This is a genomic window from Levilactobacillus namurensis (genome assembly GCF_032197885.1).
GTDB lineage: Bacteria > Bacillota > Bacilli > Lactobacillales > Lactobacillaceae > Levilactobacillus > Levilactobacillus namurensis_A.
On the sequence record NZ_CP134159.1, the window covers coordinates 1,818,525 to 1,838,464 of the forward strand.

Annotated in this window: 17 protein-coding genes and 1 tRNA gene; 5 read left to right on the forward strand and 13 right to left on the reverse strand. The window is 51.6% G+C overall.

The genetic code is table 11. The features are described 5' to 3' along the window. Positions 1 to 81: 81 nt before the first annotated feature. Positions 82 to 531, forward strand: coding sequence for a flavodoxin (locus RIN67_RS08845; protein ID WP_265000371.1), 450 nt, complete (start codon positions 82 to 84; stop codon positions 529 to 531). A 136-nt stretch (positions 532 to 667) separates the two neighbouring features. Here the strand turns inward: RIN67_RS08845 and RIN67_RS08850 are convergent, their stop codons facing one another. The 4 genes from RIN67_RS08850 to RIN67_RS08865 all read right to left on the reverse strand — a co-directional run bounded on the left by RIN67_RS08850 (position 668) and on the right by RIN67_RS08865 (position 4,952). Beyond that, complete coding sequence (locus RIN67_RS08850) at positions 668 to 1,570, reverse strand: YihY/virulence factor BrkB family protein (RefSeq protein ID WP_265000370.1); 903 nt, start codon at positions 1,568 to 1,570, stop codon at positions 668 to 670. Positions 1,571 to 1,588: 18 nt separating this feature from the next. Next, on the reverse strand, positions 1,589 to 2,440 hold the full coding sequence (locus RIN67_RS08855) for a nuclease-related domain-containing protein (RefSeq protein ID WP_024748087.1): 852 nt from the start codon (positions 2,438 to 2,440) through the stop codon (positions 1,589 to 1,591). 14 nt (positions 2,441 to 2,454) lie between these two features. Continuing rightward, positions 2,455 to 3,576: a non-hydrolyzing UDP-N-acetylglucosamine 2-epimerase gene (wecB, locus tag RIN67_RS08860; protein WP_265000369.1), complete on the reverse strand. Its 1,122-nt coding sequence runs from the start codon at positions 3,574 to 3,576 to the stop codon at positions 2,455 to 2,457. 200 nt (positions 3,577 to 3,776) lie between these two features. Next, on the reverse strand, positions 3,777 to 4,952 hold the full coding sequence (locus tag RIN67_RS08865; RefSeq protein ID WP_313825919.1) for an IS256 family transposase: 1,176 nt from the start codon (positions 4,950 to 4,952) through the stop codon (positions 3,777 to 3,779). Positions 4,953 to 5,162: 210 nt separating this feature from the next. Between RIN67_RS08865 and RIN67_RS08870 the strand changes: the two genes are divergently transcribed. Continuing rightward, positions 5,163 to 6,107 carry a glycosyltransferase family 2 protein gene (locus RIN67_RS08870; protein WP_265000235.1) on the forward strand — a complete coding sequence of 315 codons (945 nt, stop codon included), beginning with the start codon at positions 5,163 to 5,165 and terminating at the stop codon, positions 6,105 to 6,107. 414 nt (positions 6,108 to 6,521) lie between these two features. Here the strand turns inward: RIN67_RS08870 and RIN67_RS08875 are convergent, their stop codons facing one another. The 6 genes from RIN67_RS08875 to RIN67_RS08900 form a co-directional block, all read right to left on the reverse strand. Next, the gene (locus RIN67_RS08875) at positions 6,522 to 7,877 is read right to left on the reverse strand and encodes a gluconate:H+ symporter (RefSeq protein WP_024748084.1); all 1,356 of its coding nucleotides are present in this window, start codon (positions 7,875 to 7,877) and stop codon (positions 6,522 to 6,524) included. Between the two features lie 163 nt (positions 7,878 to 8,040). Beyond that, positions 8,041 to 8,493 (reverse strand): universal stress protein, encoded by a 453-nt coding sequence (locus tag RIN67_RS08880; RefSeq protein ID WP_265000236.1) that lies wholly within the window; start codon positions 8,491 to 8,493, stop codon positions 8,041 to 8,043. Positions 8,494 to 8,598: 105 nt separating this feature from the next. Further along, positions 8,599 to 9,513, reverse strand: a complete 915-nt coding sequence (locus RIN67_RS08885; protein ID WP_265000237.1) for a serine hydrolase — start codon at positions 9,511 to 9,513, stop codon at positions 8,599 to 8,601. Between the two features lie 500 nt (positions 9,514 to 10,013). After that, positions 10,014 to 10,086: transfer RNA gene (locus RIN67_RS08890), tRNA-Arg, on the reverse strand. A gap of 54 nt (positions 10,087 to 10,140) precedes the next feature. Continuing rightward, positions 10,141 to 11,478, reverse strand: coding sequence for a DEAD/DEAH box helicase (locus RIN67_RS08895; RefSeq protein ID WP_265000238.1), 1,338 nt, complete (start codon positions 11,476 to 11,478; stop codon positions 10,141 to 10,143). Positions 11,479 to 11,492: 14 nt separating this feature from the next. Then, the gene (locus tag RIN67_RS08900) at positions 11,493 to 12,497 is read right to left on the reverse strand and encodes a Gfo/Idh/MocA family protein (RefSeq protein WP_024748080.1); all 1,005 of its coding nucleotides are present in this window, start codon (positions 12,495 to 12,497) and stop codon (positions 11,493 to 11,495) included. A gap of 162 nt (positions 12,498 to 12,659) precedes the next feature. Between RIN67_RS08900 and RIN67_RS08905 the strand changes: the two genes are divergently transcribed. Then, positions 12,660 to 13,034 (forward strand): DUF4828 domain-containing protein, encoded by a 375-nt coding sequence (locus RIN67_RS08905; protein ID WP_265000239.1) that lies wholly within the window; start codon positions 12,660 to 12,662, stop codon positions 13,032 to 13,034. A gap of 142 nt (positions 13,035 to 13,176) precedes the next feature. Here the strand turns inward: RIN67_RS08905 and RIN67_RS08910 are convergent, their stop codons facing one another. Both RIN67_RS08910 and RIN67_RS08915 read right to left on the reverse strand, forming a co-directional pair. Continuing rightward, the gene (locus tag RIN67_RS08910) at positions 13,177 to 13,875 is read right to left on the reverse strand and encodes a GH25 family lysozyme (RefSeq protein ID WP_265000240.1); all 699 of its coding nucleotides are present in this window, start codon (positions 13,873 to 13,875) and stop codon (positions 13,177 to 13,179) included. 123 nt (positions 13,876 to 13,998) lie between these two features. Beyond that, positions 13,999 to 14,865: a MurR/RpiR family transcriptional regulator gene (locus RIN67_RS08915; RefSeq protein ID WP_265000241.1), complete on the reverse strand. Its 867-nt coding sequence runs from the start codon at positions 14,863 to 14,865 to the stop codon at positions 13,999 to 14,001. A 314-nt stretch (positions 14,866 to 15,179) separates the two neighbouring features. Here RIN67_RS08915 and gntK point away from each other — a divergent pair, with 314 nt between their 5' ends. Next, positions 15,180 to 16,733: a gluconokinase gene (gntK, locus tag RIN67_RS08920; RefSeq protein WP_265000242.1), complete on the forward strand. Its 1,554-nt coding sequence runs from the start codon at positions 15,180 to 15,182 to the stop codon at positions 16,731 to 16,733. Positions 16,734 to 16,919: 186 nt separating this feature from the next. On the opposite strand, the gene RIN67_RS08925 is transcribed toward gntK, so the two are convergent. After that, entirely contained in the window at positions 16,920 to 18,191 is a 1,272-nt protein-coding gene (locus RIN67_RS08925) for an ISL3 family transposase (RefSeq protein ID WP_035181568.1), read from the reverse strand. A gap of 180 nt (positions 18,192 to 18,371) precedes the next feature. Between RIN67_RS08925 and RIN67_RS08930 the strand changes: the two genes are divergently transcribed. Continuing rightward, positions 18,372 to 19,730, forward strand: a complete 1,359-nt coding sequence (locus RIN67_RS08930; RefSeq protein WP_024748075.1) for a gluconate:H+ symporter — start codon at positions 18,372 to 18,374, stop codon at positions 19,728 to 19,730. Positions 19,731 to 19,940 lie beyond the last annotated feature (210 nt).

Consider the following 19,940-nt stretch of genomic DNA (forward strand, 5'->3'; position numbering starts at 1 on the left):
TCGCTCAAAAGGTTCCTAGTCACGATTCCTCTAGCCTGCTATAATTAATGGCAATCATGACCAATCCAAGGAGGAACTTTTATGTTGCGTGCTCACGTGGTTTTTGCCACCATCACCGGTAACAACGAAGACGTTGCCGACATCGTGACCGAAAAACTAGAGGACCTGGGGTGCCAGGTCACGGAAACTGAAATCTCTCAAACGGATGCTGCGGCCTTTCAACAGGCCGATATCTGTGTGGTCTGCCCTTACACTTACGATGAGGGCTCCCTTCCCGAAGAGGGACTCGACTTTTACGAAGACCTGCCCGGTTTAGATCTGTCCGGTAAGGTCTTTGGCGTGGCGGGCTCCGGCGACACCTTCTACGGCGAGAACTATAATACGTCCGTCGATAAGTTCGCGGCCGCTTTCGCCCAAACGGGGGCTAAGGCGGGGGCTACTAACGTCAAAATCAACTTGGAACCCGACCAGGATGCGATTACTCAACTTGACGCCTTTGCGACCCAACTGGTCCAAGCGGCGACGCGTTAACCCCCAGCTCCCCCACTGTAACACAAACACAATGGGCCGGCTGACGAGTAACGCTAAAGATTTGACAACGATTCAGCCCACTCAAGAGATGACAAACGGTCACGACTTATTGTCGCGACCGTTTTTTAGGCTCTGTTCACTCATTTTTCGGCTTATGTGCACGGCGGCGTAATAACGTCGGCAAGGCCGCCTGTTCCTCCGCCGGACCATCGACCAACTCCTGAATCGCGGCGTTCAATACCGCCCCAAACATCAAGATCATCCCCGTGAAGTCCAACCAAAACATTAACACGATGAAGGTCCCAATAGTCTTGTAACTATCGATATTGTGGGCAAAATACTTCAAATACAACGAGAACGCCTGCGAGAGGAGTAACCAACCGATGGTCGCGGTCAACGCCCCGGGCCAAACGAACCGCCACTTCAACCGTGCGTTGGGCACGAAGAAGAAGAGGATCATCAGGATCAGGAAAGTTACCACGAACGTCACCGGCCATTTCAAGGCGTTAACGTAGCTTAAAATCTGCGTGGGTAGGTTAAAAATAGGCGTCAGCTGTTCCAAGATGACCTGGCTAAAACTAAAGGCCAGCATCAAGGCAAACATCACTAAGATCAACCCGACCATCCAGAAAAAGGCCGCAATGCGGTTGACCATGGCGTTCTGGTTCCGCGCCACCCCGTAAGCCCGGTTCACGGTCCGTTGAAAGGCCGCGACCGCCCGGGAGGCTGACCAGATTGCGACGACCACCCCAATGGACAGGACGCCGCCACTCTGGCCATTCAGAAAGGAATGGATAATGGGCCGTAACATCTGGTAGATACTGGACGGGACGATGGGCTCCAGACCCGTCAGCACCGCATCCGTATCCACCTTGAGGTAGGGTAAGAGACTCCCAATTACCAGCAACGCGGGGAACAACGATAGCAACAGGTAGTACGCTAGGACCACTGCCGAATCAGACACGTTCGCCATCTTATAGTGGGCCAACACCGTGGTCACCACCCGCTTCAGCTGTTGCCACCGATTCCCTTTAGTCACGGCCAGCCCCCCCTTTGGTTAAAATGACCCGTAGTCTTCGGCAAACTTAAGCGTGCCGATCATCTTCTCTAGTGTCTTGCGACTGAACCGGACCCGTTTAGCCTGCCGGAACGTTTCGATAAAGGTTGCTAAATCGTGGTAGTTAGCGACCGCCGTACAATTATAGGCGTCGCGTGGATTCAGCTTAGTCTTGTTACCGACCACTAGCGAGTTACTGCGGTCGTAACGGTCATAGTAGTTGTAGTAGACCAGTGGTTTCACAAAGTCGATGATCCGGTCGTTCTTGTTCTCCAACTGCTTGTGCATGGTAATCTCACTGTTGATGTACCGGACCAATAGCTTGGAAGACAGTTCCGCCTGCGTCGCCGGGTTACTGATCCCCGTATGCAAGGTGACGGACCGCTTGTCACGCCCCTCTTGTTCCAGGCTCAGCGTGTACCCCTGCGTCAGCGATTCATTTTCTTCCGATAAGTTCGGCAGGAAGAACCGGTCCAACTGATTGGTCAACGCCTTGGTGGGGTCCTTCTCTCGACCCCGCAGGTTCACCGCGGAGAAGGCCGACAGGCTCGACGAAAAGATCTCATCGGATAGGTCGTGGAAGATCATCCCCCGCCAATACTTGCTTTCAACGTTGATCACCCCGAACGAGGTGACCAGCAGGTTATCAATCTGCATCACCCGCCAGGAATCGCCGTCATTCATCTCTTGTGTCACGGGATTCTTCACCTTGTTCGCAAAGTGGACGTTCCGCAGAATCTTATAGTCGAACCGTTCGTGATGTTTCAGTGCGTTCTGGTGAATCCCCCGCATAATTTCTGATAATTGTTCGGTCGTCTTAATCTCGGCCCGGTCGTATGCCGTCTCAGCCATTCAAATTGCCCCCATTAATTTTTCGTCATCTTTTCCTGAATCGCTTGTAAAATGTATTCCGCTGCGTGACCATCGCCATAAGGGTTCTTGGCTTGGGCCATCCGGTCGTAAGCTGCTGGGTCGTCCAGCAAGGTCTCCATGGCCTGCGTCACCTTCTTGGGATCTGTTCCGACTAGCTTCAGCGTCCCACTGGTGACCCCTTCCGGCCGCTCCGTGGTGTCCCGCAGGACCAGCACCGGCTTATTGAGCGACGGGGCCTCTTCTTGCACCCCACCAGAATCGGTCATGATCAAGTAGCTACGCGCCGCTAAGTTGTGGAAGTCGACCACGTCCAGCGGTTCGATCAGGTGAATCCGGTCCATCCCGTCGAGCTCCTGATGTGCGACTTTCTGGACCGCTGGACTCAAGTGTACGGGATACACCACTTCAACGTCATCGTGGGCTTCCACGACCTGCCGAATCGCGTGTAAAACGGCGTGCATGGGCGCCCCCTGGTTCTCCCGCCGGTGCATGGTCAATAGGATGACCCGGTGCCCGTCTTGAACCTCATCCATCACCGCATGGTGGTAGTCAGCGTTCACGGTCTGCTTCAACGCATCGATCGCCGTATTCCCGGTCACGTAAATGTCATCGTCTGGATGGGCCTGCTTCAAGAGGTTCTGGCGGGACAATTCCGTCGGCGCAAAGTACAGGTCACTTAAAATATCCGTTAATTGCCGGTTCATTTCTTCCGGATACGGCGAATATTTCTGCCAAGTCCGTAAACCTGCCTCCACATGGCCTAGCATGGTCTGGTGATAGAAGGCGCTGACACTGGCCGCAAACGTGGTGGTGGTATCGCCGTGGACTAAGACGATGTCCGGTTGCACTTGGTCTAACACTTGGTCCAAATGGTCGAGTACCCGCGTCGTGATGCCGCTCAGCGTCTGGTTGGGCCGCATGATGTTCAGATCATAGTCCGGGTGAATATGGAAGATTTCAAGCACCTGATCCAACATTTCCCGATGTTGGGCCGTGACCACCGTGACCGGCGTGAATTCCGTCGGTCGCTGCTGCATTGCTAAAATGATGGGGGCCATCTTGATGGCTTCTGGCCGGGTCCCAAAAACGGTCATTACTTTTATGGGTTTCGTCATGTTTTCCCTCCGTTAGATATGATTACCGTTAATTATAGCAGATACGCTCGTATCATGGGCTAAATCCCCCACTTTCTGCGCAAAACTCACCCCGATTTTTCACGTCTGTTGCGTCACCATAACGCGTCTAACGGCGACTTAGGTAGCGTCAAGAATCTTGTGTAAATGAAATGCCTTCGTACATATAATATGTATCTAACTTAAATAAATGATGCTTCCAAGGTGTCCTGTAGTCCTTTGAACCCTCGGTGGATCCGCTTCAGAGACTTCTCGTTATAAACATTAAACTGAGAAACCAGGAAGCGATCCAGTGAATCTTCCGTTGGAAATTGTTCTTTGTGGTGGGTGGTGCGCTTGAGATGCTTATTAAAGTTCTCAATCAGGTTAGTGGAGTATAGTGATTGCCGGATAGCTGGTGGAAAGTCCATGAAAGTGAGTAAATTCGGCATTTTAAGCAGATCTTTGATTAATTTGGGATAGGTCTGATGCCAGTTGTTGGCGAACTCATTCAGTTTCAGTTCGGCTGCTTCACGGTTGGCGGCCCGATGAACTTGTTTAAAGTCACTGATCACGGCCTTGCGGTCTTTCACACGAACTTTGTTCATCAAATTACGCCCAACATGAACCAGGCAACGTTGTCGTTTAGCTTTGGGAAAATGCCGATTTAAGCCTTCATCCAAACCAACTAAACCATCGGCCACAAACAACAGCACATCTTTGACACCTTGCTTAATCAGGGTTCCCAGCAGTTCAGTCCAGATTCCAGTCGATTCCGTTGGCGCCACTTGGTAGTTCAGCACTTCTTTCGTACCATCTGGACGAATGCCAATCGCAATATGAACGGCTTCTTTTTGAACGGTATCCCGCTTTAACGGCAAGTAAGTGGCATCTAAGAAGATGGCCGCATATTGTGAAGCCAGTCGCCGTTGCTGGAAAGCTTGAACCTGTTCATTGACGGCTTTAGTCATGTTGGAAACCGTGGCTTTGGAGTAGTGAGCACCGTACATTTTCTCAATGAGTTCGGCAATTTCAGCAGTGGTAATTCCCTTGGTATACAACTGAATGACCGTTGTTTCTAAATTATCACTGTGCCGACCGTAGGCTGGCAAGGTATGATTTTCAAACCGGCCATTGCGATCTCGAGGAATGGTTAAGCTAAGTTGGCCGTACTTCGTATCAAACGAGCGCTCATAACTGCCGTTGCGGTTATTACCAGTGTTAATCCCAGCGTATGAGTAGCGTTCGTAACCCAAAAACTCTGCCAATTCGGTTTGAAGCAGCTGGTTAATCGCAATTTCGAGGTGGTGACGAAAAACTTCGTCCAAATCTTGCTTTTGGGCTAGTGCAGCGATAATTTCTGTGGTAAGTTCATTCATGGGGAATGCCTCCTGTGATGTTTTCTGTGGTTACTAAATATCATAAGGGAAGGCATTCCCTATTTCTATACAATTCAGAAATCTTTTATGCATTTACACAAGATATTTTACGCTCTCGCGACTTAACTAAACCCCTTTGTTCGGGAATTGTCATGGCTATTCCCCCCTGTTTGCTGTAAAATTAAGCGTGTATGAAAGGAATGTCTAATTATGAAAAAAGTTAGCTTAGTCGTTCCTTGTTATAACGAGGAGGAGTCTATTCCACTATTTTTCCAAACCGTTAGCAAGGTGATCGACGCCATGAACTTGCCGACGCCCACCATTGTCCCGGAATACATCTTCGTGGACGACGGCTCATCGGACAACACTCTGGCGGAGATGAAGGCCCTGCATGAAGCCCACCCTAAGACCGTTCACTACCGCTCATTCTCCCGGAACTTCGGGAAGGAATCTGCCTTAGCTGCCGGGCTCCAAGCGACCACCGGGGATTATGTGGCCGTGATGGACGTGGACCTGCAGGACCCCCCAGAATTGTTACCTAAGATGGTTAAATTAATCGAAGAGGACGGGTACGACTGTGTCGGGACCATCCAGAAAGACCGGCGGGGTCAAAGCCGTATCCGGGCCTTTCTCTCATCGAGCTTCTACCGGGTCATCAATCACCTCTCCGATGTCCGGATCGAACCCAACGCGCGTGATTACCGGTTGATGACGCGCCAGTTCGTCAACACGGTGCTTGACCTACCCGAATTCAACCGGTTCTCCAAGGGAATCTTCAGTTGGGTCGGCTATAAGACCACTTACCTGACCTACGAAAGTCAACCTCGGGCGGCCGGAACCACGCACTGGAACATGCGTCAGCTCTTTTCCTACTCAATTGAGGGCATCATTGATTTCTCCAACGCCCCGCTGCGGCTGGCCACTTGGGTCGGAAGTATTTCGTTCTTCCTGTCCCTGATTGGTCTCATCTTCGTGGTGGTCCGGGCACTGACCAACGGCGGCTCATCCGTCGCGGGCTGGCCGTCACTAGTGGTCATTATTCTCCTGATTGGCGGAATTCAGCTCTTCTGCCTGGGTATCCTGGGTCAATACATCAGTAAAATCTACCTGGAAACCAAGCACCGACCGAAGTACATCGTTCGCGAAGAAAAGTAATCCGCACCATTTCACATTCCTAAGGCCTTCATGGGCTTTAGGGATTTTTTAGTTGTTGGGTCCTTATCTACCAGATTAGTTAACATTGTCCTAGCCAGCGCCTTACCGGCTAATCCATCGTCACCCTTTCTGCTCACCTACAGCTACCTTCTCCCAACCAGTACGACATGAACAACCATACAACGATTCAAAATCCAACTTGAAACTAAAAGTAGTTTGCCAGCGAGTCTTAGAATCGTAAGCTGGATAATCCCAGAATTGTCAGTCAAGACGAAGGCAACCTAATTGGTTAACGATGCCTAGCGTAGCCCTGTCTGGCCGCCCGGCAAGGCGCTGATCCACACAACCCTTTTGTCCTACGGTGCAGCCAAGTAAAAAAGGACCACCCCACGGGGTAGTCCTTTGCTTAGTTGTTTAGTGGAACAACATATTCATTAACAGAACCATCAGCAGACCGACAATCGAAATCACCGTTTCCAACGTGGTCCAGACCTTGAACGTATCCTTGACACTCAAGTCAAAGTATTCAGAGAACATCCAGAAACCAGCATCGTTAACGTGTGAAGCAGCTAATGAGCCGGCCCCGATAGCTAAGGCAATCATGACTGGGTCGGCACCTAAGGTGTGCATCAACGGTGTAATCAATCCGGCGGCAGTCATCCCGGAGACCGTTGCGGACCCCAGTGAGACCCGTAAGATCACCGTAATCAACCAAGCCAACACGATTGGTGACATCTTGGAGCTAGACATCAAGTCTTGAACGGCTTTCCCGACACCACCGTCAATCAGCACTTGCTTGAAGGCGGACCCACCGGCGATAACCATCAGTAACATGGCAATCGACTTGATAGCGGATTCCAAAGTCCCACTGATTTGCTTCATCGAACGGCCCCGGTGAATCCCCATGGACCAGATAGCGAACAGTAAGGCAATGACCATCGCGATGACGGGGTTCCCGACCATCGTGATCACGGCATCCAATCCATGCGGATTCTTCGGTGCCGTTCCGCCGTTAGCGACCATTTGGTAAATCGTCGCTAAGGCCATAAAGACCACTGGGAACAGGGAAGTCAAGACAGACATCCCAAATCCTGGGGTTTCCTTTAAGTCGAATTCCTTCACTTCACCGAAGGCAGGTAAGGACTTCTTGACCACGAACAATTCGGGACTGAACTTCTTGATGACCCGCGTCCAGATAGGACCCGCAACGATCACACAAGGAATCGCCACGATGATCCCGATTAACAGCATTTCCCCCACGTTGGCGCCCAAGGCCGTTGCAACGGCGGTTGGCGATGGTTGTGGTGGTAAGAATCCTTGCGTCGCCGAGAGGGCCGCGGCCATCGAAATCCCCAGATAGAGGAATGGCACGTCGGCTTCCAGCGCAACGGCGAACACAATTGGCGTAACCAGAACTAACCCGACTTCGAACAACAGGGAAATTCCGATCATAAACGAGGCAATCACGATAGCAACTTGCAACCGTTTCTTCCCGAAGACGTTGATCAGCGTTCGCGCGATCCGGTAAGAACCCCCTGCGTCAGAAACTAGTCGGCCAATCATCGCACCAAATCCAAAGACGATGATCAGCTCACCCATTGAGCTACCGATCCCATTTTTAATGGAATCCGCAATATTAGCGGGGTTCATCCCCAGTCCTAATGCAACTAAAATGGACGTCGCAATTAGGGAAACAAAGGTGTTTAACTTCACCCGAATAATCAGGAAAAGCAGAAGTAAAATACCCAAAAGCAAAATCACAAACTGCATATTCTTTTTCTCTCTTTTCTTATGCTCGATTCTGATAAAATCAATCTGCCGAAATTAATTTCAATCACTTTGCATAAGGCCTATTGTATGAAACTTTTTTTCGGGATTCAAGCGTTTACCTGAATATAATTTTCAATTTTATTATGAAAGCACCGTGAAAACGTTACCGGACAATCATTACAGAGATTGGAGAATATTTTGCCATATAGGCCGCCTGACTCCCAAAATATTTACGAACGCCACCCTTGGACAACGATCCTACGACCAATAAATCGGGTTTGACGGCAGGAATAATTGACTTAACAATCGTTTCGCCAGGGTCGCCTTCCCCAATCACGACTTTGACGTCGGTCAGTCCGACCCGTTCGGCCAGATCCTTGTACCGTTGTAAGTGGTCGTACAGGTCGTCGCGCTTTCCGTGCACGTAATCCTTGCTGAGGGCCTGGTAAATGTTCATGTTGTCGGACTCCAAGACTGAGCAGATCACCAGTTGCGCTTGGTCCGACTTGGCCCGGTTCATGGCATACTGGAAGGCCAATTGAGCATCCGGTGAATCATCCACCCCTACTAGAATACGTTTGAACTTCTTTGGATTCATTGATTGTGTGTCATCCATGCCTATCCAACCTCCTCGAGATGTTTTAAGTAACCGTCTCCATTATACAGGAAAATCAGGAAAAATCCGCCCGCTGGAACCAAACGCTAGCAGGAATCATTTCCCTTACCGCAATCGGTGCACCAAGTCCCGTCCCAACCAGTTCATGGCCGGGTACTGCCGGGCAGCGTGACTCCCCTGACTCAGTACCACAATCACTATTTTCTGGCCGCTGGTAGTCTTGAACAGGGCCGCATCATTTTGGACCCCCAGATCCGGGTACTCGCCGGTCTTGTTGTAGACCTGTGCGTGCGTGACCCGCAACGGCAACTTGGAATGGTTGCGGCAATGGTGCAGTAACGCCAACATCTGCCGGTCGGCGGTCTTTCCCAACAACCGGTGCTGGCTAAGTAACGTCAAGAAGCGGCTCAGGTCCCGCACCGAGGTCCAGTTATCGTGGCCCCGTTGTAACGCCCGCGTATCCATCAGGTGGCGGCCCAGGACGGTTTGGGTAAAGTGGTGCTGGCGGATTACCCGGTTAACGGACTTCAGGCCTCCCGCCGTTGCAATCAGCTGGTTAGCCGCCGCGTTATCGGAATTATAGATCATTCGTCGCAGGGCCTGTCGGGTGGTCGCCGTCAGGGGAAGTTTCCCTTGCTGGTGTTGTTGATAAATGGTCAGCATGATGTACAGCTTGATGGTGCTGGCCGCGCGTTGACGCTTGACGGCGTGGTTCCCCGTCTTCAGGGTCACGGTCGGCTGCGTGAGCCGGATCACCTGAACGGACCAACGCCCACCGACACCCCGCATATCGCGCTTGATCTGCCGGGTCAACCGAGCTTTTTGCCGGGTCGTCAGGGTTCGCCGCGGCATAGTTGCGGTCGCACGAGGTTTGGCCGCCCGCTTAGTATGCTTTGGCGACGCCGCCGCGCGGTGGACGGACGCCCCGGCTGCCGGTCGCGTCAGGTGATAGAAGAGTCCCCCGCCGCTAACCAGGACCACTAACGCCAGTAGGACCCCGACTAATTTTCGAATCTTCATTGACTTTCGGGCATCCCGCTAGCGGTGCCCGCACCTCCCTTTCCATTCGCATCCAGTCCTGCACCAACGGCCATCAACTAGACCTAATGTGCTATCATCAAGTCAGCTACGGAGAAACCAGTTTGTCAGTTGCCAAGTTCTCTTTTAGGCCTAATCGTTAGGCTACAAAACTTTACTGTCTATTGAATAGTATAGCGCGATTTCCCCGCAAGCAAAAAAGTTATTGTAAGATTACTTCTATTATATATTGTTTGACCCGTTCCAATCGTTAAGCGGCTTCTCCGTTAAATCGTCAAGTTTTTTCTAAGAAGGTGACACCATGTTTAAGAAACTTCTGATTATCGTACTCGCCATTATCGCTATCGGGGCCACCCTAGCCCTGGCGCTTCCCGCGACACCAGCCTGATTCCGTCAAAAAAAGAGCTTCTTTCAAATGAATTGACCATTTGAAAGAAGCTCTTTTAAGCTGCGATGAAGACCGTCCAATTATCTCGAATTGATGACCCCACCCGGACTCGAACCGGGATCAGCCGCTTAGGAGGCGGGTGCCCTATCCAGTTGTGCTATGGGGCCATAAAAAACAATCCAACACTAATCATGCCATGGATTGTTTTAATTGTAAAGATGCTAATCGTGCGCCGCATCCCGGTCACGCCACTTTTTGCGCATCCCCTTGTTCTTGTTATGCCGGTTCTTATGCTTCTTGGATTTCTGCTTAGGCGCGGTTGGTGCCGTAACCTTAGCCGGTTGGCCAGTCGCCCCGTTAGTTCGCGGTGCCTGGGCTTTAACTGCTGGCTGGCCTGGTTGAGTCGCCGTGGTCGCGGTCACCGGTTCCGGTTTCTTTTCTTGTGGCTTGACCGCTGGCCGTTCGGTGGTCAGTGCCTTGTTCTGGAAGTAGATGGGGACCAACTGGTACTCGGTCTCACGCAAGAGCTTCTTCAAGTCCCGCAAATCATGGTCGTCACCCAGGTTGATGACTTGACCCGGTTCGCCCATTCGGCCGGTCCGCCCCGCCCGGTGGACATATTCGTTCACCGTCGATGGCAGGTCGTAGTTGATCACGGCCGGCAGCTTAGGAATATCCAACCCCCGGGCCGCAACGTCCGTGGTCAGTAAGAGCCGCGTGCGCCCCTGGCGGAAGTCCTGTAAGGCTTTCTCCCGTTGCACCTGCCGCAGATCACTGGTCAGACTAGTGGCTGAGACGTGGTCGTGGTAGAACTTAGTGGCCGTATGCTTCAGGGTGTTAGCCTGCTTGAAGAAGACCAGTGCCCGGAAGTTCGGAATCGCTAAGAGACGTTTCAACATCTGGTCGCGCTTGCCCATCCCAATCTGTAATAGGCCGTGTTGAACGGGGCCCTGCGTCTGGTCCTGTTCCCGAACGTCAATCCGTTCGACGGTCTGACCGAACCATTTCTCCAGTTCGTGTAAGATCGGCGTATCCGTTGCGGAAAAGAAGCCCAGTTGGACGTCCGCGGGGGCTGCTTGAGCCACCGCCCGCACGGTCTCTAACGTCTCTCCGGTCAAGAGGTCATCGGCCTCATCAATGATGATCAGGGAGACCAGGTGCGTCTTAAGTTTACGGTCCTGAATCAGGTTCAAGAGCCGCCCTGGCGTCGCCACCACGACCTCGGGGCGCTTCTTTAGCCGCTCAGTCTGCCGTTTAACGTTGGCCCCACCGGTCAAAGCGGCGACCTTCAAGTCCAACAACTTGGCCCAGTCGCGCATCACCCGACTGGTCTGAATCGCCAGCTCTTGGGAGGGTTCGAGGACCAGGAGCTGCGTCCCGTCGCCCGGCAACAGGTTCGCCAAGGCCGGCAAGGTGAAGGCGACCGTTTTCCCGGAACCCGTAGGCGCTAGGCCTAAGACGTTCTGGTCGCCCGCCAGTGGGCCGTACACGGCCGTTTGGATTGCCGTGGGTTCTGTGTAACCCAGGGCCTTAAAATGTGCTTGATACTGTTCTAACATAATTTTCCTCTTTTTTAGTCGTTTTCGTCAGCTGGAAAGCGTAGGTTGGCCGTGACCCGCAATGCGTATAGGACCTGGTTGACCTGTTGGCTCCAGCGTAACCACCGGCGATAATCGCCCATGTTTTGTGCCGCTTCGGGGGCCTGTAAGACCCGTGCGAAGTCTTCTACTTCCGGTAACATCGGGTTGGCCAAGGCAGGCTGGGTCAAGTCCACGACCTGACCGTCAGCCGCGTGTCGCGCGACCTGCGTCAGTTCCCCGGCACTATCGACACTCAGCGTCTCCTTCAACCCATAGATCTCCGACCAGCTGTACGAGTTACTGGTCTTACCAAAGCTGACCGTCACGTCAAAATCCCCGTACCGCAAGACGGCCAAGCCCTTCCCGTCGGCGCCCGTCGCAATCAGTGTCGGGAAATACGCCACGTTAGCGGGTTGACCGAACAGCGCCACGGCTAGATAGATTGGGTAGACCCCTAAATCTTGCAGCGCTCCACCCGAGAAGGTCTTGGTAAAGACGTTCGGCTGTTGTCCCGCTAAAACTTGGTCGTAACGGGACGAATACTTCATATAAGTCAGCGACGCGCCCTGGACCGTAGGCAACTCGGCGACCGCCTGTTGTAAGGCCTGGAAGTTCGGCGTATGCACGTTGCGGGCCGCTTCGAAGAACCGCACGTTGGGGTGCTTGGTCAGCGTGGCCATCAACGCCGTCATCTCATCTTCGTTGCTGACTGCCGGTTTCTCCACGATCACCGAGATATCCCGCTGAATCGCGGCTAAGGCTTGCTCGAAGTGCAGGCTATTGGGCGAGGCAATATAGACCACGTCCAACTTAGCATTGGTCAACATCTCCTGATAGTCGGTGTACCCGGCTTCCGCGTGGTTTTTAGCCGCAAAGGTCTGGGCGGTCTCCGCGTGCCGCGAATACACCCCCGCTAACGTATACTTTCCCGACAACGCAAGTGCTTCGACCAGTTGCTGGGTGATCCAGTTGGTCCCGACCGTTCCGATTCGAATCATAGCGCATCCCTCCATTTTATCTGATTGCCTTTATTTTAACAGTCCCACCGGACCAGGCATAGCGTGGACTTTAATTTTCTTAAAAAAGCCAGTGTCGGACCATGGTTTCTGCGGCTAAAAATGTTATATTGGGACTAACAAGTAATTTAAGGGGGGATACCGGTGAAAAGTCGGGAAATTGCTTTATTTGGACTATCGCTGCTCGCCGGACTGACCGGTGGCTTTTCACTTCGCAAAAAACAACAGTCGCAACCTAACGAGTCCTCGCCACTCTTCTACGCGGGAACTTGGCGGTTCGTGGACCCGCACAATCAGCGCCAGCACCAGTTAGAGATCAGTCCCAACCTGGATATTCGCATCGATGGGCGCGCCCTAGAAGTTACCGTTCAGGAACTCAACGAACACCAGCTAACGTTCCAGGATAAGTTCGGGTACCACCTGGTGATCCACGCCAACGAGCAGCGACCGGTCTCCTTCTTCGACGAAGCGGACGATTGTACTTACACCGTTCACGCGATTGAGCCCCCCACCCCTTAACGCTAAAACATACCTTAAAAAGACCTTCTTTCTCGCCGGACTAGCCGGTAGAAAGAAGGTCTTTGACGTTTGTCTTTCATTATTTTTGATGTTAGAGGCTGTTTCGAACGACCGCCACAATTAGTTTGTTTTAAGGCAATCCCTAGTCATCATGGCTGAAAGTGGCCCACTGGCGCCGGGTCCCGTTGAAGACCGACAACCCCACGGCCTGCGACTGACCACTCTGGGTCAAGCGGCCCGTGGCGTCATACTCGATCAACTGTACCGGTGACGCGTAGTGCTGCAGCTTGCCGTCCACGACCCACTCTGCTTGGTGCGGTAAGGCTGGTCGGACGAACTGGGTCAAGACCGCCTGCTTGGCCTGGATGATCACCCCTTGCTGGTAGGTGTTCTCCAACCGGGTGACCAACGCCTTTAGTTTCTGCCCCTGCTTCGCCATTGACTGATTATCACTATTGAACTGGTCGTAATAGGCCACGCTGACCACGATTGGCAGGGTTCCCGTATCGTTGCCCACAATCTGGGAGAAGTGCGCGTACTGGCGTTTCGCCGAGCTGGTGAAGCTAAACGTGTGCACCACGCCGACCTTCATACTGGCCCCCTGCGAACGCGAGTAATTGTTACTGAAGTCGTCGTCGGAATAGGTCGCCCCCGAGGTCGCTTGCAGGTAGACGAACTGGTGGTGCTTAGCCAACTGCTGAAAATCCAGGTACCCGCTATCCTGGTTAATCGACACCCCGCGGACTGGGAACTGGGCCAGTTGGGCCGCGTGATACTGCTGCCACTGGTGCCAGCCCCAGGTCCCGAATCCACCTAATAATAGGGCGATTAAAAGGACCACGACGCGGTGCCACCGGCGTCGACGTCGAAACGTGTCTTCATATATAGGCTGATAATCGCGTCGTCTCACCCTGGTCACCGTTCCTCACAAATCTCTTTGCACTATATTATACCATGACCGGGCTTAAGGTTCCTCGCGAGTTCGTTCGATCACGTCACGGACGTGCATCAGAACCGGTTGCGTCCGCGATGAACTTCGGAGGACCGTCATCATGAAGAGGCTATCCAGGATGGCTAACTGTGACATCAGTGAGTACATTCCCTCGGAACGGTACTTGATCTCATCGGTCAGCGACAAAAACGTGACCGATGACGCCCGTGACAACGGCGACCCGCTATAACTGGTGATTCCAATGATGGGCACCTGGTTCGCCGTCAATTCGCGAACGATTTGCATGGTTTCTTGATTCTTCCCCGAATGCGAGATCACCACGGCACAATCCTGGTCGGTCATCTTGGAGGCCTGCATCAACTGGATGTCGTAATCCGGGTGATAGGTCACGTTCAACGAGGTCCGGACGAACTTATGGTACCCGTCTAAAGCGGCGATGGCGGACCCGCCCAGACCAAAGAACGTCACGGTCTTGGCGTTGATCAGCTTGATCACGGCCCGGGCCATATCATTTTCGTTTAACGCGTCATTGGTCGCCGTTAACGAGGCCATCGAGGAATGGAAGACCTTGTTGGCAATGGTCCCCAACGAATCCCCTTCGGCCAATTCCTTGAATAACTTGCTGCCCTCTTGGGCGTCGTTGACCACCACGTGGCCCAATTCCATCGAGAATTCTCGGTAGTTGGTGTACCCCAAGCGTTTGACGAACCGGGAGATGGAGGCCGTCGACGCACCCGCCGCACTCGCCAGTTCCCGAATCGTCATCTCACTTACCGTTGATGGACTGTTCAAGGCAAGCTGTGCAATTTTCTTTTCTGTTGCGGATAAACTGTCGTAAGTCGCCCGTAGTTTCCCCAGTGCTGAGCGTGCGATCGTCACCATCACCCTTCGTTTATTAATTTCTCTGTAAATATTTTACAGCAACCCCCTTGAAATGTGAAACTTTTTTACATATAATGGTCTTCGTTGCTATTAAGGGGTCCTTTTCGTTCATTGAATTGGCTCCCAATTGATTATCAAGGGGCAATGCTTGATTTCAGCGGGCCCACTAGTTAATATCATGGTAGCGTTTACGAAACAAGATAATTAAGTCAAATTAGTTATTGGGCGAAAGTTATTTGTCTCAACGACGAGAGCCATTGAATGTGATGGGGCTGGTCGCCCGGACTGAAGTTACGAAAGGATGAATTTTAATGGATTACATGATTGGTGTCGACATTGGAACGACCAGTGTTAAGACCGTACTGTATGACACGAAGGGCAAGATGCAGGGTTACTCCAACAACCTGTACCCCCTGTACCAAGATGTGCCGGATATGGCGGAAGAAGATCCAGATGAAATCTTCTCAGCCATCATCGATGGTCTGACCACGGTCATGCGTAAAGCGGACTTAAAGGATGGTCAATTACACGGGGTCTCCTTCTCAGCTGCCATGCACAGCTTGATCTTACTGGACGAGAACCACAAGCCATTGACGCGGGCCATCACTTGGGCCGACAACCGGGCCGTTAAGTACGCCGATGAATTACGAGAAAATGGCGTTGGGAAACAACTTTACGAAAAGACCGGGACACCAATTCACCCTATGACGCCACTGAGCAAGTTGATCTGGTTGCGTAACGAAAAGCCAGACCTGTTCAAGCAAGCTCGTTGGTTCGTCGGTATCAAGGAATACGTCATCTACAAGTTATTCGGAACGTTGCAAGAAGACTACTCCATCGCCAACGCCACGGGGCTGTTCAACATCTTCAAGATGGACTGGGACGACCAAGCCTTGGAAGTTGCCGGTATTACCCGGGACCAACTGCCGAAATTAGTGGACACCACCGACCAGATCTCTGGCATGAACCAGGATTACGCTGGTGTGATTGGCATGGATCCTAAGACGCCATTCGTCATGGGCGCTTCTGATGGCCCACTGGCGAACTTAGGGGTCGATGCGATCACCCCTGGTGTCGTTGCCGTGACCATCGGGACTTCCGGTGCCGTTCGGGTCGTGACCGATAAGCCGAAGATTGACCCTAAGGGCCGGGTCTTCTGCTACTACCTGTCTAAAGATCACTGGGTCGTTGGTGGTCCGGTCAACAACGGTGGAATCGTCTTCCGTTGGGTCCGTGACCAACTCTTCGCCCCAGAAAAGATTACGGCGGAACAGATGCAAGTCGATTCTTACGACCTGTTAACGGAAATCGCCTCCAAGGTTCCTGCTGGTTCCGATGGGCTGATCTTCCACCCATTCTTAGGTGGCGAACGGGCTCCAATCTGGGATGCCAACGCTCGGGGTTCCTTCTTCGGTCTGACGCGGACCCACTCACGGGCCCACATGGTTCGGGCTGCGCTGGAAGGTATCGTCTACAACCTTTACACGGTCATGCTGGCCTTGGAAGAAGTTGTCGGCAAGCCATCTAGCATCCAGGCCACTGGTGGGTTCGCCCGCTCTGCGCTCTGGCGTCAGATGTTAGCGGACATCTTCGAACAAGACGTGACGATTCCTGAGAGTCCTGAAGGAACGGCCTTAGGGGCCGCAACGTTAGGAATGTACGCCTTAGGGTTGATCGACGACTTGTCAGAAGTGAAGAACTTCATCGGGGTCGCTAACGTCCACCATCCAAACCCAGAGACCTACGAAGCTTACCGGACGCTGGTTCCAATTTACATCCGGTTAAGTCGGCAATTGCAATCTGAATACAAGAACATTGCCGAGTTCCAACGGAAACACCCACAACAAGTTTCCAAGAAAAAATAGTTTATCTGGTTAGTTTTTCTGAAAAACTAAGGCTAATTTCTTAACTTTTTCCAGATTTTCACTATACAAAACCGTTTTCATCGAGTATACTGTAGTCACTTATTGAGGTTCTACAATATCTGTTGTTGGTAATAGATTTTGGTTCTTCGTCAACTGTTGTTGGTGAACAAAATATTGGAGTTCTAATCACTTGGTGATTAGAGCTCTTTTTGTATGAACTCGAAAAGCGAACAGCACTCTTAGCCGGAATCTGAAGAAGTTTCGGTAACCAAATCCAGTGCGTTTAATGACTTTAATCTTGTTGTTTGAACCTTCTAAGGGCCCGTTGGTGTAATGGTGAGTAAAGGTATTGCCAATTTCATCATGATGAGTCGCTAGGGTCTGGAGGGTTGCCAACATCTCTTCCGAGCAGCCCTCTAAGTGATGGAATACTTGATTATAGTTGGGCCAATCACGGTTTTTGATGGTTTCACGTAACCGATTCATCACGTTGTAAGTTTGCTTGAGCTCGGGATCAATGTCCAATAAAGCATCAACCACATCAGTGGCAGTCGCTGGATAAGGGAAGTTTGTCCACTTACGGAAAGCTTCGTAGTTGAGGTGATTTTCCGGCGTTAATAATAGTTTCCAATAGCGTTTTAGGGCGTGATACTCGCGTGAGGAAGTCGCCAGGGTTTTCATGAGGCGCACCCGCGTCTTATTAAAAGCTCGATTTAAAGCGTTAACCAAGTGGAACGGATCGATGACAACGATGGCGTTCGGAAAGATCTGCCCCACCAATTTGGGATAGGTATAGTTCATATCGGTGACGATAATTTTCACATTTTCTCGCGCAGCCTGGTCGTAATGCTGGAAATACTTTTGAAGCTGATAAATGGTCCTAAAGGGTAACAGGTCGATCAATTCGTGGGTTTCCGCATCCATAAATTCAAAGCTCATCGCGTCGGTGGCGCTCTTAGTGCTTTTAACTTCGTCCATGAGGAGAACTTTTGGTAAATAGTGCCAGTTGGTTTGAAAGTCCCGTTCAGCGCGCAAGAGCTGCCGACCAACGAATGAATCCGAAGTGGATAACTCATCGGCAATGTGTTTGAGCGAAACCGGTTCGGTCAGTTTTTCTAAGCATTGTTTGCGGGTCGTATTTGAAATCGTGCAGTGTTTCGGCACCGCATTCGTCTGCGCCAGGAAATTGGTATGACAAGCCTTACAGTGAAAGTTTCGCCGATTGAGACACAGGATAACGGTGCTGCCCAATGTTTTTGCGAATCTAATGGTGGTCTTCCGCCAACCATAGCCAATAATTTGGTGATCATTGATAATCCCACAATTGCGGCATGCCTTGGGGGTGTAGTTTAGGGACCCCACCAATCGAATCACTCCATCATCACCCACTTGTCCTTCCTCAATTATTAAGTGTTCATCATCTATTCCTAACAACATTTTCGTAGTATCATTTGACATAGGGCATTTCCTTTCTTGACTTAATTCTGTGGTGGGAGCAAGTTAACGGACGGGAGATGTCCGCTTTTTTATTCTAATGATAAACAAAAAATCTGTCATCAGTAATAGATAAAAATCTAGAGAAGTCAACGTTTACACGTTGGCTTTTCAAAATTCAAAAAATGAAAGGGCTTACTTAACATGGAACTATTAGCACTTGTTATTGGGGTCATCTTCCTGTTAGTTCTCATTATTAAATTCAAGATGAACACCTTCGTTTCCTTAATCTTGACCTCCGTCTTAACGGCCATCCTTTTGGGGATGAACCTGACGAAGATCATGACCACGATTGAATCCGGGATTGGGAGTCAACTCGGTGAGTTGTCCTTAGTCTTTGGTTTCGGAGCGATGCTGGGTCGGTTAGTTGCCGACGCCGGTGGGGCTTACGTGATTGCCACGACCTTGATCGACAAATTCGGGAAAAAGCGCCTGCAAATTGCCATTATGCTTGCATCATTCATCATTGGGATCGCGCTATTCTTCGAAGTCGGGATGGTTCTGTTAATTCCAATCGTCTTCGCGATTGCGATTGAAGCCGACGTGCCAATTCTCTACTTAGGGATTTCAATGGCCGCCGCACTGTCCGTTACCCACGGGTTCTTGCCACCTCACCCGGCACCAGTTGCCATCTCCGCCGTTTTAAACGCTAACGACGGGAAGGTCCTGTTATTCGGGTTAGTTGTTGCGATTCCTTGTGCCATCATTGCCGGCCCACTCTTCACCAAGTTGGCTCGCAAGTTCGCACCAGGTGCCTTTGCTCAAAAAGGGAACTTGTCTTCCTTAGGTGAAGTCAAGACCTTCAAGCCTTCCGAAGCCCCAAGCTTTGGGTTGGCCGTTCTGACTTCCCTCTTCCCCGTTATCTTGATGGCGATCACCACCATCTACAAGATGACCGTTGACGGTGGGGCTACCCCTACCAAGAACGCCACGATGCTGGACCAGATCATTGCTTTGATCGGTGACCCAGCCATGGCCATGCTGATTTCACTGATTGTTGCCATGTTCACCATGGGTTGGGGCCGGAAACGTAAGACCTCTGCCATCATGGAAACCTTGGAAAACGCGGTTAAGTCCATCGCCATGCTGCTGTTAGTTATCGGTGGTGGTGGGGCCTTCAAGCAAGTCCTCATCGACGGTGGTGTTGGTAAAGAAGTTGCCAAGATCTTCATCGACTCCAGTATGTCCCCATTAGTTCTGGGTTGGTTGGTCGCCGTCGTTCTCCGGGTGGCCTTGGGTTCCGCAACGGTGTCCGCATTGACGGCCGCCGGAATCGTAGCCCCATTGATGGCGCAAGCCGGTGTTGACCCTGCCCTGATGGTTCTGGCCATCGGTGCTGGTTCCTTAGCCGCTTCTCACGTCAACGATGCCGGGTTCTGGATGTTCCGGGAATACTTCGATTTGACCGTTAAGCAAACGTTAGGAATCTGGACGGTGCTGGAAACCATCATCGCCGTTGTCGGGTTAGCCATCGTTATGCTCTTGAACATGGCTTTCCACTAATTAACTTGTGTGTTACTGTTTGGACCGCTGCCCACTTTGGTGGGTGGCGGTTTTTTGCGTCGGAATCCGCCCCACGATTGGACCATGCCCGGCGCTTTTTCTCCCCCACCATCATTGTGCTATAATGGTTGAATCAGCGATTTTCACTGGTTCCCTGCGTGTAACGGGACCGCTGAAAGCGCATCTTTAGAGAGAAGAGGCTTTTACTTT

Bases quoted from the DNA above. Each gene is read 5' to 3' on its own strand.
- RIN67_RS08845 (WP_265000371.1), top strand. From the start codon at position 82: ATGTTGCGTGCTCACGTGGTTTTTGCCACCATCACCGGTAACAACGAA.
- RIN67_RS08855 (WP_024748087.1), bottom strand. From the start codon at position 2,440: ATGGCTGAGACGGCATACGACCGGGCCGAGATTAAGACGACCGAACAA.
- wecB (WP_265000369.1), bottom strand. From the start codon at position 3,576: ATGACGAAACCCATAAAAGTAATGACCGTTTTTGGGACCCGGCCAGAA.
- RIN67_RS08865 (WP_313825919.1), bottom strand. From the start codon at position 4,952: ATGAATGAACTTACCACAGAAATTATCGCTGCACTAGCCCAAAAGCAA.
- RIN67_RS08870 (WP_265000235.1), top strand. From the start codon at position 5,163: ATGAAAAAAGTTAGCTTAGTCGTTCCTTGTTATAACGAGGAGGAGTCT.
- RIN67_RS08875 (WP_024748084.1), bottom strand. From the start codon at position 7,877: ATGCAGTTTGTGATTTTGCTTTTGGGTATTTTACTTCTGCTTTTCCTG.
- RIN67_RS08880 (WP_265000236.1), bottom strand. From the start codon at position 8,493: ATGGATGACACACAATCAATGAATCCAAAGAAGTTCAAACGTATTCTA.
- RIN67_RS08885 (WP_265000237.1), bottom strand. From the start codon at position 9,513: ATGAAGATTCGAAAATTAGTCGGGGTCCTACTGGCGTTAGTGGTCCTG.
- RIN67_RS08895 (WP_265000238.1), bottom strand. From the start codon at position 11,478: ATGTTAGAACAGTATCAAGCACATTTTAAGGCCCTGGGTTACACAGAA.
- RIN67_RS08900 (WP_024748080.1), bottom strand. From the start codon at position 12,497: ATGATTCGAATCGGAACGGTCGGGACCAACTGGATCACCCAGCAACTG.
- gntK (WP_265000242.1), top strand. From the start codon at position 15,180: ATGGATTACATGATTGGTGTCGACATTGGAACGACCAGTGTTAAGACC.
- RIN67_RS08925 (WP_035181568.1), bottom strand. From the start codon at position 18,191: ATGTCAAATGATACTACGAAAATGTTGTTAGGAATAGATGATGAACAC.
- RIN67_RS08930 (WP_024748075.1), top strand. From the start codon at position 18,372: ATGGAACTATTAGCACTTGTTATTGGGGTCATCTTCCTGTTAGTTCTC.